The organism is Streptomyces sp. NPDC058632 (assembly GCF_042717095.1).
In the GTDB taxonomy this organism is placed as follows: domain Bacteria; phylum Actinomycetota; class Actinomycetes; order Streptomycetales; family Streptomycetaceae; genus Streptomyces.
Genome location: NZ_JBHXQZ010000099.1, coordinates 16,724 through 29,030, shown reverse-complemented (window position 1 = coordinate 29,030; position 12,307 = coordinate 16,724). Strand labels below are relative to the sequence as shown.

The window sequence follows — 12,307 nt, the reverse complement described above, 5'->3', positions numbered from 1 at the left end:
TGCCCGGGCAGGGCACCGAGCGGACGCCGCCCGAGTCGGTCACCGGGCCGGATGAGAGGGAGCTGCGCCCGTCGAAGACCGTGCTCGGCGAACTCGACGCGCTGGTGGGCCTGGAGAGCGTCAAGCGGGAGGTGCGGGCCCTCACCGACATGATCGAGGTGGGCAGGCGCCGGCAGCGGGCGGGGCTGAAGGCCGCGTCCGTCAAGCGTCACCTGGTCTTCACGGGTTCCCCGGGCACCGGCAAGACCACGGTCGCACGGCTGTACGGCGAGATCCTCGCCTCCCTCGACGTGCTGGAGAAGGGGCATCTGGTCGAGGTCTCGCGCGTCGATCTGGTCGGCGAGCACATCGGATCCACGGCGATCCGTACCCAGGAGGCGTTCGAGAAGGCGCGTGGCGGCGTGCTCTTCATCGACGAGGCGTACGCGCTCTCCCCCGAGGACTCCGGGCGTGACTTCGGCAAGGAGGCCATCGACACGCTCGTGAAGCTGATGGAGGATCACCGGGACGCGGTCGTGGTGATCGTCGCGGGGTACACCGCCGAGATGGAGCGGTTCCTGTCCGTCAACCCGGGTGTGGCGTCCCGTTTCTCACGGACCATCACTTTCGGCGACTACGGGGCCGGGGAGCTGCTGCGGATCGTGGAACAGCAGGCCGAGGAGCACGAGTACCGGCTGGCGCCGGGTGCCTCGGAGGGCCTGCTGAAGTACTTCACGGAGCTTCCCAAGGGTCCCGCCTTCGGCAACGGCCGTACGGCGCGGCAGACGTTCGAGGCGATGGTGGAGCGGCACGCGAGCCGGGTCGCCCAGCTGCCGGAGCCGAGCACGGACGACCTGACCCTGCTCTACGCCGACGATCTGCCCGAGCTGCCCTGACCCGGGAGCCTCCTCACCCGGTGGGAGCCTCCGTGCCGGTGCGGTCGCCGTCGTCGGGTTCCTGCGTGTGCCGCGGTGCCGGGACGTCCGGCCGCAGCCGGGCGAGCAGCCGTCGGCGTTCCTCCGCGAGGGCCGGGTCCGCCTGGTAGTCGGAGTGGCCGAGGATCGGCGCGGGCAGCGGATGGGTCTCGGTGCGGCCGTACGCCGGCGGGTCCCTGAGCGGGGGACGGTCCACCTCGGGGCCACGGTCGCCGGGCAGCCGCACCGGGCCGCCGATGGGATCGGTGCGGCGGTGGAGGTTGCGCCAGCAGTCGACCTCCTGGTGCAGTGCGCCGAGCGCGTCCGGTCCGAAGTGGGCGGGGAACCAGCGGCCGTACAGCCGCTCCAGTGGGGATCCGTAGGTGAGCAGGGCCACGCGCCCCCGGGTGGGCGGGGTGAGCTGCCAGGCCGCGGCGGCGGCGAGGACGCTGCCCTGGGAGTGGCCGGAGAGCACCAGGCGTCCGCCGGTGGCCCGCGTCCAGGTCTCTATCCGCCAGGTCAGGTCGGGCACCGCGCGTTCGGCGTAGCAGGGCGGGGCGAAGGGGTGGGCGGCGCGCGGCCAGAAGGTGCCGACGTCCCACAGGATGCCGATCGTGCGCCGCGCGGAGGAGTCCTTGTAGGCGCGCCGGCCCCAGGTGACGAACAGTATGAAGCCGAGTCCGATCAGCCAGGAGCCCAGCGCCTGCGCCGTCTCGGCGGCACCGTGGACGACGGCGTAGGTGCCCTGGGCGGCCTCGCCGGGCGTGCGGCCGGTGGTCAGGGAGCCGACGAGGGCGCCCGCGCCCAGCAGCAGGGTCGCGGCGGAGGTGACGGCGACGATGCGGGGTCCCCGGTCGGTGAGGGAGGCCATGGCGCGGGCGTTGGCGATCCGCCGGGTGCGGGCGGGGTCGCCGGTCTCGCCCGGGAACTCGCGTGCCACGGCGGCGCGCTCGTCGCGGGCGATGTGCCAGGCCCGCCGGGCCAGCCAGCAGCAGAGCCCGAGGATCAGGACGAGCAGCGGCGGGATCACGGACGCCTGCCAGGTCAGGACCACCGGCGGTCCCGGGATCGACGCCCCGGTGCCGTCCAGCCAGTCGGCGACGCGCTGGGCCACGCCGCCGGACATCACGCCGCCCAGCGCGCAGGCCAGCATCGCGACGGCCGGTCCGGCCAGGCCCCGCATGGCGGCGCGCCGGTCGGGGGCGCTGCGGTGCAGGGCGTGGGCGACGCCGGCGAGGACGATCACGAGCAGGCCCTGGGCGAGGGTGATCGCGCCGAAGGCCATGTCGCCGGGCAGCCGGCCGGCCGATTCCCAGCCGGGGCGGCGCCATCCGGCGTACAGAAGGGTGAGGGCGAGCAGGAGGAGCGCGGTGAGGGGCAGCAGACGCAGCAGGCGTGCGTCGAGGGCGTCGTCCAGACGGCGGTCGGTGCGGCCGCGGCGGCAGACCACCCACACCACGACGACCGCGGCGGCGAGCAGGGACGTTTGCAGGAGCGGGCCGAGGACGGCCAGTGCCGCGGATCCGCCCGGCGCGCGGTCGTGCCGGACGGCCGCGGGGGCGAGTGCGAAGGCGACGGTGAGCAGTCCGGCGGCGGTGTGCGCGGCGCGCAGTCGGGCGACCAGGCGACGGCCGTACCAGAACCCGGGCCGGCCCAGGGCGATGGGGCCCTCGTCCTCGGGCGTGCTCCCGTGGGACATCGGCTGCTGGGACTCGTACGCGCTCCAGGTGCGCAGGGACAGGTACCACAGCAGCCCGGTCAGGGCGGCGGGCACCAGGGCGGCGAGGGCGAGCCGGCGGCCCGGCTCGCTCCACCAGCCGCCCTCCGAGGCCTCGGGCGAGAGGAAGCCGAGCCAGGAGTGCCGGTCGGCGCACGTCCGTGTGCCCGCGCACTGCCAGGCCGCCAGGTCGAGGGCGACCTCGCACGCCGCCGCGACGAGCAGCACCGTCAGGCTCAGTCCGGCGAGCCGCACCAGCAGCCCGTACAGCCGGGCGAGGCGTCTGCGGCCGCGGGCCGTCGGGCGCATCCAGTGGGCGAGGTTGACCACCATGAAGGGCAGCAGTAACAGCCACAGGGCACGGGTGCCGTTCCCGGAGGTGAGGTTGCACCAGACGTAGGCCTCGGGAACCGGTCCGTCCCGGTGGCCGGCCGGTACGTGCTCCGCCTGGACGTCGTCGGCCCGCCGGAACACGGCGGCGACGTCGTCGCCGGTGATCCGCACGGTGCGCGGATCGTTCAGCATGTCCTGTGGAGTGGCGCCGCCCACCCCGTGGACCAGGAGTTCCAGGGCGGTTCCCGAGTCGTTCGGCCGCTCGGCGGGGCCGTCCACGATCTCGCCCCGTTCGACGGGTGTGCCTTCCCGCGCACGTTCCACTGCTTCGCACTTCCCCCGTGACACGCCGTCGGATCCGTCCGTGCGGACAACAGGATCTCCCCGTCCGGAGCGGCCGGCATCTCTCCTCACGGAATCTCCCGGTCCAAGTGACGAACGGGCAACCCACGGGACAATAATGACATGGACGCGACGAACTACCGGGTGCGTCGCCCTTGCCCCGGCATGCGAGGATGGGACGCCGACGCACCGGCGACGGGCAAAACGTGCCAGTCGGACCAGGTGCGCGGGGCGTGTCGGACGGCTTGGCGGCGAAAGGACCGGAGCGTACGTGAGCGAGAATCAGAACCTCCTCGCGGAGCAGCGACGCACTCTGATCCTCGACGAGGTCCGGCGCCGCGGCGGAGTCCGGGTCAACGAACTGACCCGCAAGCTCGGCGTGTCGGACATGACGGTCCGCCGCGACCTCGACGCCCTCGCCCGCCAGGGCGTGCTGGAGAAGGTGCACGGCGGCGCGGTCCCGCTGGTCGAGGCCAGCACCCATGAGCCCGGCTTCGAGGCCAAGTCCGGTCTGGAGCTGAGCGCGAAGGACGACATCGCGCGGGCGGCGACCGAACTGGTCTCCCCCGGCGCGGCGATCGCCCTCTCGGGCGGTACGACGACGTACGCGCTGGCGCATCAGCTGCTGGACGTGCCCGACCTCACCGTGGTCACCAACTCGGTGCGGGTGGCGGACGTCTTCCACGCGGCGCAGCGCACCTCCGGCCCCCGGCAGGGCGCGGCCACGGTCGTCCTGACCGGCGGTGTGCGCACGCCGTCCGACTCGCTGGTGGGGCCGGTGGCCGACCAGGCGATCGCGATGCTCCACTTCGATCTGCTGTTCCTCGGCGTGCACGGGATATCGGTCGAGGCCGGGCTGTCGACACCGAATCTCGCCGAGGCCGAGACGAACCGGCGTCTGGTGCAGTCGGCGCGGCGGGTGGTCGTGGTCGCCGACCACACCAAGTGGGGCACGGTGGGCTTGAGTTCGTTCGCCTCCCTGGACCAGGTGGACACGCTGGTGACGGACTCCGGACTGCCGGCCGAGGCCCGCGACGAGATCTCCGAGCACCTGCCGCGGCTGGTCGTGGCGGGTGAGCCCGGGGAGCCGGCGGAACCCTCGGACGCCTGACCGGCCTCCGGCACCCGGGCGGGGCCACGCGACCGTACGCGCGCGGCGGCCGCCGTCAGGCCGGCCAGGCTCCCGTGCGCAACAGCGTCTCGATCGTCGCCGTGTACGGGGCGATGTCCAGGCCCTGACCGGCCAGCCAGGCGTCCGAGTAGTACTTGTCGAGGTAGCGGTCCCCCGGGTCGCACAGCAGCGTCACCACACTCCCCTGCCGCCCCTCTGCCACCATCTCCGCGACGATCTTCAGCGCGCTCCACAGCCCGGTGCCGGTGGAGCCGCCGGCCTTGCGGCCGATCGCCTGCTCGAGAGCCCGTACGGCGGCGACGGCGGCCGCGTCGGGGACCTTCATCATCCGGTCGATCGCGCCGGGCACGAAGCTCGGTTCCATCCGGGGCCGCCCGATGCCCTCGATACGGGAACCGCGGTCGCAGGTGACGTCCGGATCACCGGTGGTCCAGCCCTCGAAGAAGCAGGAGTTCTCGGGGTCCGCGACGCAGATGCGGGTGTCGTACTGCATGTAGTGGACGTAGCGGGCGAGGGTCGCCGAGGTGCCGCCGGTGCCGGCCGTGGCAACGATCCAGGCGGGCTCCGGATGGGGTTCCAGCTTCAGCTGACGGAAGGTGGATTCGGCGATGTTGTTGTTTCCCCGCCAGTCCGTGGCGCGTTCGGCGTAGGTGAACTGGTCCATGTAGTGGCCGCCGGTCTCCGCCGCGAGGGCTGCCGACGCCTCGTACATGGTGCGCGGGTCGTCCACGAAGTGGCACCGGCCTCCGTGGAACTCGATCAGGCGGCACTTCTCGGCGCTCGTCGTGCGCGGCATGACCGCGATGAAGGGCACCCCGATCAGCTTCGCGAAGTACGCCTCGGACACCGCGGTCGAACCGCTGGACGCCTCGATCACCGGGCGGCCCGGACGGATCCAGCCATTGCACAGTCCGTAGAGGAAGAGCGAGCGGGCGAGCCGGTGCTTGAGGCTGCCGGTCGGGTGTGTCGACTCGTCCTTGAGGTAGAGGTGCACGCCCCACAGGTCGGGCAGCGGGAAACGCAGCAGGTGGGTGTCGGCCGACCGGTTGGCGTCGGCCTGGACCCTGCGCACGGCTTCTTTCAGCCAGTCGCGGTAGCCGGGGTCGCTGTGGTCGGCGTCGAGAGTGGTGCCGCCCGGGTACCGCTGGGACTGCTGGGACTGCTGGGACTGCTGGGACTGCTGGGGGGTGCTCACGACAAGGCTCCTTACGCTGAGCGCCGACGGCGTCCAGCGCGGCCGACACACCGATCATAGGACCCTGCGAACCGCCCCTCACCTGCATAAACGTCCCTTTGGGCGGCTCAAAGGAAGCCCTGGGGGCCCTGCCCGGGCGCCCCTGTCCGACACCTGGCAAGGGGTGGTGGGGGGCGCATTCGCGCGAGTGCTCCGGGCGCCCCGGGAAGGGGCGCGTGCGTACTGGTGCTCCACGGCGGGGGCGGGCAGACTGCCCGCGGAACAAGGCCCCGGACGGGGCACACTGGATCAGGACATGAGCCGGTCCGCGGAGCGCGGTCCGGTACACCGACGCGCACGAGGGGGCAGGTGGCATGGCCGAGCCGGAGTTCACGGCCAGGGGCGTGCGGATCGGCAGACGGCTGCGGTCGCTCACCCGGGCCGGACAGGTCCGGATCAGCGACGGCAGGCTCGAGCTGCTCACCAGCTACGGAAGCGAGATCGACAGCGCGCCGGTGCAGGCCGTGCGCGCCTCCCGGCCCTGGTTCGCCCCGGGAGGCCGCGCCCTGGCCGACCTCAACGGCCATCGGTACCTGCTGACCCTGGGCGACCACGACCCGGCGCCGGGCGAGCCGGGGCCGCCCGCGGCGCGCCGCTTCGTCGAAGCCGTACGCCGGGCATCGGGGCGCGGCGCCTGACATGCCCGCGAGTTGCGCCGCCCCCACCCCTGCGTCACGCTGTTCTCACGTCACTCTGGGTTTACCGGCGATAACGCTGCGAACCAGCCCGCCGGCCACGACAGCAGGCGGCCACGTCACGCAGGCACCCTGCTGGATCCGTACTCCGTGTTCTTCCGGACGCCCGTCCGGACCTGACACCGGGGAGTCGCAGCTGTGATCACTCACCCAAGCAGACACTGCACGGTGGAGCTCCAGGCTCTGCCGCCAAGGATCGGCCAGGTCCGCAGAATCGTATCTGCGCAATTGCGTTACTGGCACATGGACACCTTGATAGACCGGGCCTCGCTCGGTGTGACGGAGCTGTTGTCCAACGTCCACCGGCACGCCCAGCCCGACAAGACCTGCACGGTCGAGCTGGAGGTGCTGCTCGACCGGCTCAAGGTCTCGGTGCACGACCACGACCCGCGGTTGCCGGTCGTCGGGGACGCCGCTCCGCTCGCCACCTGTGGGCGCGGGCTCGCGATGGTGGCCGCGATGAGCGAGAGCTGGGGCGCCCTGCCGAACGGCGAGTCCGGCAAGGTCGTGTGGTTCACGCTGCCGGCGCCGTCCGCGGCTCCCGTCATGGACTGGGACCGGTATCCGAGGATCACCGCCCCCGAGCGCGCCGTGCGCCGGTTCGCGGACGTCACGCTCGTCGAGCACGCCGTCGAGGGCCACCGGCCCGAACCTGCTCCCGCCCGGTCCGCCGTTGCCGGCTGACCGGGCAGTGACCTCCTTCCGTACGGGAGGCCTCACTCGGCGGCGACCGTCCGCAGCACGTCCGTGCGAGCCGCGCGCCGGGCCCGGCGCAGCCCCGCCAGGACTCCGGCCGCACAACCCACCAGCGCCACCACGTGGTGGTCTTGGGGCATGCCGCGCCGCCCTTGCCGTGCCGGCCGGACTCCTTCGTCCAGGGCGGGCAGCCGACGCCCGTACTCGTCCTCGTCGATCCCGCCGGGGGCGAAGCGGGGACCGGGCACCGCGATGAGCGAGTTGTCCGTCACCGTGGGTCCGCCGTCACCGAAGTGCGCCAGGGCCTGTGTGGGAGTCCGCGGGCTGCGGCGACTGCTTCCGCCCCCGGCACTGCCGTGGCCGGTGCCGGAGCGGAACCCGCTTCCTCCGGGGGCGTTGGTGGCCCCGCGAGGTGAGCCCGTTCCGCTCCGGGCGGCAGGGGCTCAGGTGGACGGCTGGTCGTTGTCCTTCATCGCGCCCCAGCCGTGCCAGCGTTCGACCTCGATCCAGGCGCTGACCCGCGGCCGCACCCGGTCCGGGTACGGATTGCCGGTGTAGTGCCGTGAGAGGCGGTCGATGTCGGCCAGGCCCTCGTCGTCCTTCAGTTCGACGACGCGGCCGACGAGGGTGACGTGGGTGTACCAGTCGTCATCGGCGAGCACGGTGAGGGTGACCCGCGGGTCGCGGCGCAGGTGCTTCAGGCGGACCCGGCCTTCGTCGAGGCTGATCAGTACACGGCCGTCCTCCCACACGTACCAGGTCGGAGTGGAGACGGGTGCTCCGTCGGAGCGAAGCGTGGCCATGACACAGGGGTTCGGACGGCCCAGCAGGGCGTCGGCCTGGGGCGGCAGCGGGGGCTTGGACATGATGGACTCCTCGATGGGTCTGCTCTACGGTCGAAGGTGCTGCGGACAGGTTCCCGGACGTTGCGTACGGGTGCTTGGGGGGTGAGGGTCTGCGGGGCCGGAGCGCGGACCGGTCCCGGTGGGGGCCGCTCAGGCCGGCGGCTGGTCGAAGCTGGCGTAGTAGGCGGCGGCCATGTCCTCGTCGCCGTGGCCCTGGGCGGCGGCGCGTTCCATGCGCTCGGCACCGGCGGCGGCCACGTCCAGGCGTACGCCGTTCTGTTCGCCGGCCCGGACGATCAGCCGGGCGTCCTTGGCGGCGGTGCTCACGGCGAACTGGGCCGGGGACAGCGGCCCGTCGAGGATCAGCCCCGCCTTGGCGCGCAGGTAGCCCATGTCGAGCGGCCCGCCGTCGATGAGGTCGAGGAAGCCGCCGGGCTCGACGTCCAGCGCCTTGGCCAGGGCGAGGGTCTCCCCCACGGCCGAGGTGGCCGCGAGGACCCAGCTGTTGGCCACCAGCTTGAGCCGGGTCGCGCTGCCGGCCGCCCCGTCCTCGCCGGTCCACACGGTGCGGGCGCCGACGGCGTCGAACACCGGCGTCACCGTGTCCCGGCCCTCGGCCGGTCCGGCGGCGAGCACGGTCAGCTGTCCGGCCTCGGCGGGCTGACGGGTACCCAGCACCGGGGCGTCGTAGAAGAGCAGGCCGTGCTCGCGCGCGAAGCCGGCCAGCTCGGCGAGGCCTTCGAGGCCGGCGGTGGTGGACTGCGCCCAGACGGTGCCGCGCCGCAGCGCGGGGGCGGCCTGCCGCATGGTCTCCAGGGTGGCGGGGCCGTCGTACAGCATGGTCAGGACGACGTCGGCGGACTCGACCGCCTCGGCGGGGGTGCGGGCGATGTGCGCGCCGTCGGCCGCGAGCGGGTCGGCCTTGGCGCGGGTGCGGTTCCAGGCGTGGACGGTGTGGCCGGCACGGGCGAGGCTGCGCGCCATCGCCGCCCCCATGATGCCGGTGCCCAGGACGCTCACGGTGGGCTTGTCGGTCATGGCCTCGGCTTTCTGTCGGTCGGTCCGGTCCGTACGACACGGGTCCGCTCGCGGACCCGCTTCTGCGGCCCGTCCGCACGGCCCGTTCGTACCTCGTGGGTCATTGTGCGACGGTCTGCGCAGGGTGCGCCTGTCGGCCGGGCGTCCGCCGTACCGCCTGCCCCGGTGCCGGCCGGTTACGCCAGGGTCGCCAGCGGATCGTCCAGGACCGGCTGCCAGGCCAGCTCGGCGGCGCCCACCAGGCTGTTGTGGTCCAGGGCGCAGGCCAGGATCGGAACGCCGCCGCTGCGACCCCACAGGCTGCGGTCGGCGACGACGGCACGCAGCCGGTCCGGGTCGGCGTCCAGAAGGGTGCCGTGCAGGCCACCGAGGATGATCCTGTCCGGGTTGAGGATGTTCACCAGACCGGCCAGGCCCAGCCCCAGGCGGTCGACGAGGGTGGCGACGGCGGAGCGGACGGCCGGGTCGTCGTAGTGCTCGCGGATCAGCGTGTCGGCCTGTTTCAGGAGGGACATCTCGGGGCCGGGTGCGCGGCCGGCCGCGGTGAGAAGGGCCAGCGGGTCCGCCTCGACGTCCAGGCAGCCCCGGCTGCCGCAGTGACAGGGGCGGCCGCCGGGGTTGACGGCGACGTGGCCGACCTCGAGGGCGAGGCCGGAACTGCCGGTGTGCAGACGGCCGTCGAGCACCAGCGCGCCGCCGACTCCCCGGTGGCCGGTGGCCACGCACAGCAGGTCGCGCGCGCCGCGCCCGGCGCCATGCCGGTGCTCGGCGAGGGCGGCGAGGTTGACGTCGTTCCCCGCGAAGGCGGGACCGTCGAGGCCGGCGGCGCGCACCTGCTCGGCGAAGATCTCCCGTACCGGGGCGCCCTCGGGCCAGGCCAGGTGCATCGGATTGAGGGCCAGCCCCTCGGGTTCGGCCATCGCGGACGGCACGGCGAGCCCTGCTCCGACGCACCGGCGCCCGGTCTCCCGGAGCAGGCCGGCGCCGGCCGCGACGACGGAGCCGAGCACCTTCGCCGGGTCGGCGTCGATGATCTCGCAGCCGGGGGCGGTGGCCACGATCCGGCCGCCGAGGCCGACCAGGGCGGCCCGGAAGCCGTCGGCGTGCACCTGCGCGGCCAGCGCCACCGGGCCGTCCTCGGCGACCGAGAGCCGGTGCGAGGGGCGGCCCTGGGAGCCGGCCGCCGCGCCGGGCCGGGCGTCGACCCGGATCAGGCCGAGGGCCTCCAGTTCGGCGGCGACCGCGCCGGCCGTCGCCCGCGTCACGGCCAGCTTCGCGGTGAGCACCGCGCGGGTCGGCGCACGTCCGGTGTGCACGAGCTCCAACGCGGGCCCGAGCGCGCCGCGCCCCCGGTCCAGCCTCGTCCTCGAGGTGGTCCCTTCCCCCGCCGGCCGGGGGTCCGCCTTCCCGCTCATGAGGGCGAGTCTCCCATGATCGCGACCGCGTCCGGTTACCGGCCGCTGACCCGGAGTGTGATGTTCAGCCTTCCGGTGAGCCCCAACTCCGGTGGTGCCGTGCCCGCGTGCACGCGTGGGACCCCGTGGTACGCGAGCCGCGACTGTCCGCCGAAGACGAACAGGTCACCACTGCGCAGCTCGACGTCCGTGTAGGGGCGGGCCCGGGTGTCGGGGTTGCCGAAGCGGAAGACGCAGGTGTCGCCGAGGCTCAGCGACACCACGGGCGCGTCGCTCTCCTCGTCGCTGTCGCGGTGCATGCCCATGCGGGCGTCACCGTCGTAGAAGTTGATGAGCGCGATGTCGTACGCGGCCCCCGGCGCCGCCCCGGTTCCCAGCGCGTCCCTCACCGCGCGGCGGCCGAGCTCGCCGAGGTGGGCGGGGAACGGCTTGACCGGGGCGCCGTCGCCGTCGACGACGGTGCTCGCGTAGCCGTACGGGTACCAGTGCCGGCCCAGGCACACCTGCCGGGCGGTCATCGTGCCGCCGCCGGGGGTGCGGACCGTGCGCAGTCCTGCGGGCGGGCGGGCCCACACGCGGCACGCGTCGAGCAGGGTGTGCTGTGTCCGGGCGTCCAGCCAGTGCGGCACGTGCACCGCTCCGGGCGCGACCTCGGCACGGGTCCGGGGGAACAGTTCGCCGTCCATGGTTCCCATCGTGCCCGACGGCGCCCCTCCCGCCCCACGGCTCGTCTCCTGCCCGGCACCCTCCGAGCTGCGGCTCGGCTAGCCTGGTCCACACGATGAACGACCGTATGACGACTGCGTGGGGTGCGCCGGCCCTGGCCCGCTTCCCCGAGGATCCCCGCGACAGGCTGCGCGCCTGGGACGCCTCCGACGAGTACCTGCTCGGGCATCTCGACCGGGAAGAGGTGCCACTGGACGGCACGGTCGTGGTCGTCGGGGACCGGTGGGGGGCACTCGTCACCGCGCTCGCCGCCCACCGGCCGACGCAGATCACCGACTCCTGGCTGGGGCAGGAGGCGACCCGCGCGAACCTGGCACGCGCCGGGGTCGGGCCCGGTACGGTGCCGCTGCTCACCACACAGGACCCGCCGCCGGGCCGGATCGACGTGCTGCTGGTGCGGGTGCCCAAGAGCCTGGCGCTGCTGGAGGACCAGCTGCTGCGGCTGGCGCCCGCGGTGCACGAGGGCACGGTCGTCGTCGGGACCGGCATGGTGAAGGAGATCCACACCTCGACACTGAACCTCTTTGAACGGATCATCGGACCCACCCGGACCTCCCTCGCCGAGAAGAAGGCGCGGCTGATCTTCTGCACCCCGGACCCGGCGCTGGTCCGTCCCGCCGGCCCCTGGCCGTACAGCTACCGGCTGCCCGACGGCATCGGCGCGGTGTCCGGCCGGACCGTCGTCAACCACGCGGGGGTCTTCTGCGCGGACCGGCTCGACATCGGTACCCGGTTCTTCCTCCGGCATCTGCCGCAGCCGGCGCCGGAGCGGCCGGGTCTTCGGGTGGTGGACCTCGGGTGCGGCAACGGCGTCGTCGGTACGGCCGTGGCGCTGGCCGACCCGCGGGCCGAGCTGCTGTTCGTGGACGAGTCGTTCCAGGCGGTGGCGTCCGCGCAGGCGACCTACCGGGCCAACGACGTACCCGGGCATGCCGAGTTCCGGGTCGGCGACGGTCTGACGGGCGTGCCGGACTCCAGTGTCGACCTGGTGCTCAACAATCCGCCGTTCCACTCCCACCAGGCGACAAGCGACGCCACCGCCTGGCGCATGTTCACCGGTGCCCGGCGCGCCCTGCGGCCGGGTGGTGAGCTGTGGGTGGTCGGCAACCGGCATCTGGGCCACCACGTGAGGCTGCGACGGTTGTTCGGGAACAGCGAAGTGGTCGCGAGCGACCGGAAGTTCGTCGTGCTGAAGGCCGTGAAGCGGTAAGCCGCCCTCCGTCCTCGGCCGACGGCCCCGG

The 12,307-nt window shown here is 73.5% G+C and carries 12 protein-coding genes; 5 read left to right on the top strand and 7 right to left on the bottom strand.

Annotated elements, in window-relative coordinates; genetic code table 11:
* Positions 1–875, top strand: an 875-nt coding sequence (locus ACFWVE_RS29240) for an AAA family ATPase (protein ID WP_384020270.1), incomplete at its 5' end; no start/stop codon positions are given.
* Between the two features lie 13 nt (positions 876–888).
* Here the strand turns inward: ACFWVE_RS29240 and ACFWVE_RS29235 are convergent.
* A complete protein-coding gene (locus ACFWVE_RS29235; protein WP_384020267.1) occupies positions 889–3,267 on the bottom strand; it encodes a hypothetical protein in 2,379 nt (792 codons plus the stop codon).
* Positions 3,268–3,556: 289 nt separating this feature from the next.
* Between ACFWVE_RS29235 and ACFWVE_RS29230 the strand changes: the two genes are divergently transcribed.
* The gene (locus ACFWVE_RS29230; protein WP_384020264.1) at positions 3,557–4,396 is read left to right on the top strand and encodes a DeoR/GlpR family DNA-binding transcription regulator; all 840 of its coding nucleotides are present in this window, start codon (positions 3,557–3,559) and stop codon (positions 4,394–4,396) included.
* Positions 4,397–4,451: 55 nt separating this feature from the next.
* Here ACFWVE_RS29230 and ACFWVE_RS29225 read toward each other — a convergent pair whose 3' ends face one another.
* Positions 4,452–5,612 (bottom strand): PLP-dependent cysteine synthase family protein, encoded by a 1,161-nt coding sequence (locus tag ACFWVE_RS29225; protein ID WP_384020261.1) that lies wholly within the window; start codon positions 5,610–5,612, stop codon positions 4,452–4,454.
* Positions 5,613–5,965: 353 nt separating this feature from the next.
* Here ACFWVE_RS29225 and ACFWVE_RS29220 point away from each other — a divergent pair, with 353 nt between their 5' ends.
* Together ACFWVE_RS29220 and ACFWVE_RS29215 are read left to right on the top strand one after the other, a co-directional pair.
* Complete coding sequence (locus ACFWVE_RS29220; protein ID WP_257853373.1) at positions 5,966–6,289, top strand: hypothetical protein; 324 nt, start codon at positions 5,966–5,968, stop codon at positions 6,287–6,289.
* A gap of 195 nt (positions 6,290–6,484) precedes the next feature.
* Positions 6,485–7,030 (top strand): ATP-binding protein, encoded by a 546-nt coding sequence (locus ACFWVE_RS29215; RefSeq protein WP_384020257.1) that lies wholly within the window; start codon positions 6,485–6,487, stop codon positions 7,028–7,030.
* A gap of 32 nt (positions 7,031–7,062) precedes the next feature.
* Here ACFWVE_RS29215 and ACFWVE_RS29210 read toward each other — a convergent pair whose 3' ends face one another.
* The 5 genes from ACFWVE_RS29210 to ACFWVE_RS29190 all read right to left on the bottom strand — a co-directional run bounded on the left by ACFWVE_RS29210 (position 7,063) and on the right by ACFWVE_RS29190 (position 11,026).
* Positions 7,063–7,314 carry a hypothetical protein gene (locus ACFWVE_RS29210; protein WP_384020254.1) on the bottom strand — a complete coding sequence of 84 codons (252 nt, stop codon included), beginning with the start codon at positions 7,312–7,314 and terminating at the stop codon, positions 7,063–7,065.
* A gap of 171 nt (positions 7,315–7,485) precedes the next feature.
* A complete protein-coding gene (locus ACFWVE_RS29205; RefSeq protein WP_384020251.1) occupies positions 7,486–7,908 on the bottom strand; it encodes a PPOX class F420-dependent oxidoreductase in 423 nt (140 codons plus the stop codon).
* Positions 7,909–8,037: 129 nt separating this feature from the next.
* The gene (locus ACFWVE_RS29200) at positions 8,038–8,925 is read right to left on the bottom strand and encodes an NAD(P)-dependent oxidoreductase (protein ID WP_384020248.1); all 888 of its coding nucleotides are present in this window, start codon (positions 8,923–8,925) and stop codon (positions 8,038–8,040) included.
* A 176-nt stretch (positions 8,926–9,101) separates the two neighbouring features.
* Positions 9,102–10,340 (bottom strand): ROK family protein, encoded by a 1,239-nt coding sequence (locus tag ACFWVE_RS29195; protein ID WP_384020245.1) that lies wholly within the window; start codon positions 10,338–10,340, stop codon positions 9,102–9,104.
* Positions 10,341–10,375: 35 nt separating this feature from the next.
* Positions 10,376–11,026, bottom strand: coding sequence for an alpha-ketoglutarate-dependent dioxygenase AlkB family protein (locus tag ACFWVE_RS29190; protein WP_384020242.1), 651 nt, complete (start codon positions 11,024–11,026; stop codon positions 10,376–10,378).
* Between the two features lie 107 nt (positions 11,027–11,133).
* On the opposite strand from ACFWVE_RS29190, the gene ACFWVE_RS29185 reads away from it, so the two are divergent.
* Positions 11,134–12,276 (top strand): methyltransferase, encoded by a 1,143-nt coding sequence (locus ACFWVE_RS29185; protein ID WP_384020239.1) that lies wholly within the window; start codon positions 11,134–11,136, stop codon positions 12,274–12,276.
* Positions 12,277–12,307 lie beyond the last annotated feature (31 nt).

Bases quoted from the DNA above. Each gene is read 5' to 3' on its own strand.
- ACFWVE_RS29220 (WP_257853373.1), top strand. From the start codon at position 5,966: ATGGCCGAGCCGGAGTTCACGGCCAGGGGCGTGCGGATCGGCAGACGG.
- ACFWVE_RS29205 (WP_384020251.1), bottom strand. From the start codon at position 7,908: ATGTCCAAGCCCCCGCTGCCGCCCCAGGCCGACGCCCTGCTGGGCCGT.
- ACFWVE_RS29200 (WP_384020248.1), bottom strand. From the start codon at position 8,925: ATGACCGACAAGCCCACCGTGAGCGTCCTGGGCACCGGCATCATGGGG.
- ACFWVE_RS29195 (WP_384020245.1), bottom strand. From the start codon at position 10,340: ATGAGCGGGAAGGCGGACCCCCGGCCGGCGGGGGAAGGGACCACCTCG.
- ACFWVE_RS29190 (WP_384020242.1), bottom strand. From the start codon at position 11,026: ATGGACGGCGAACTGTTCCCCCGGACCCGTGCCGAGGTCGCGCCCGGA.
- ACFWVE_RS29185 (WP_384020239.1), top strand. From the start codon at position 11,134: ATGACGACTGCGTGGGGTGCGCCGGCCCTGGCCCGCTTCCCCGAGGAT.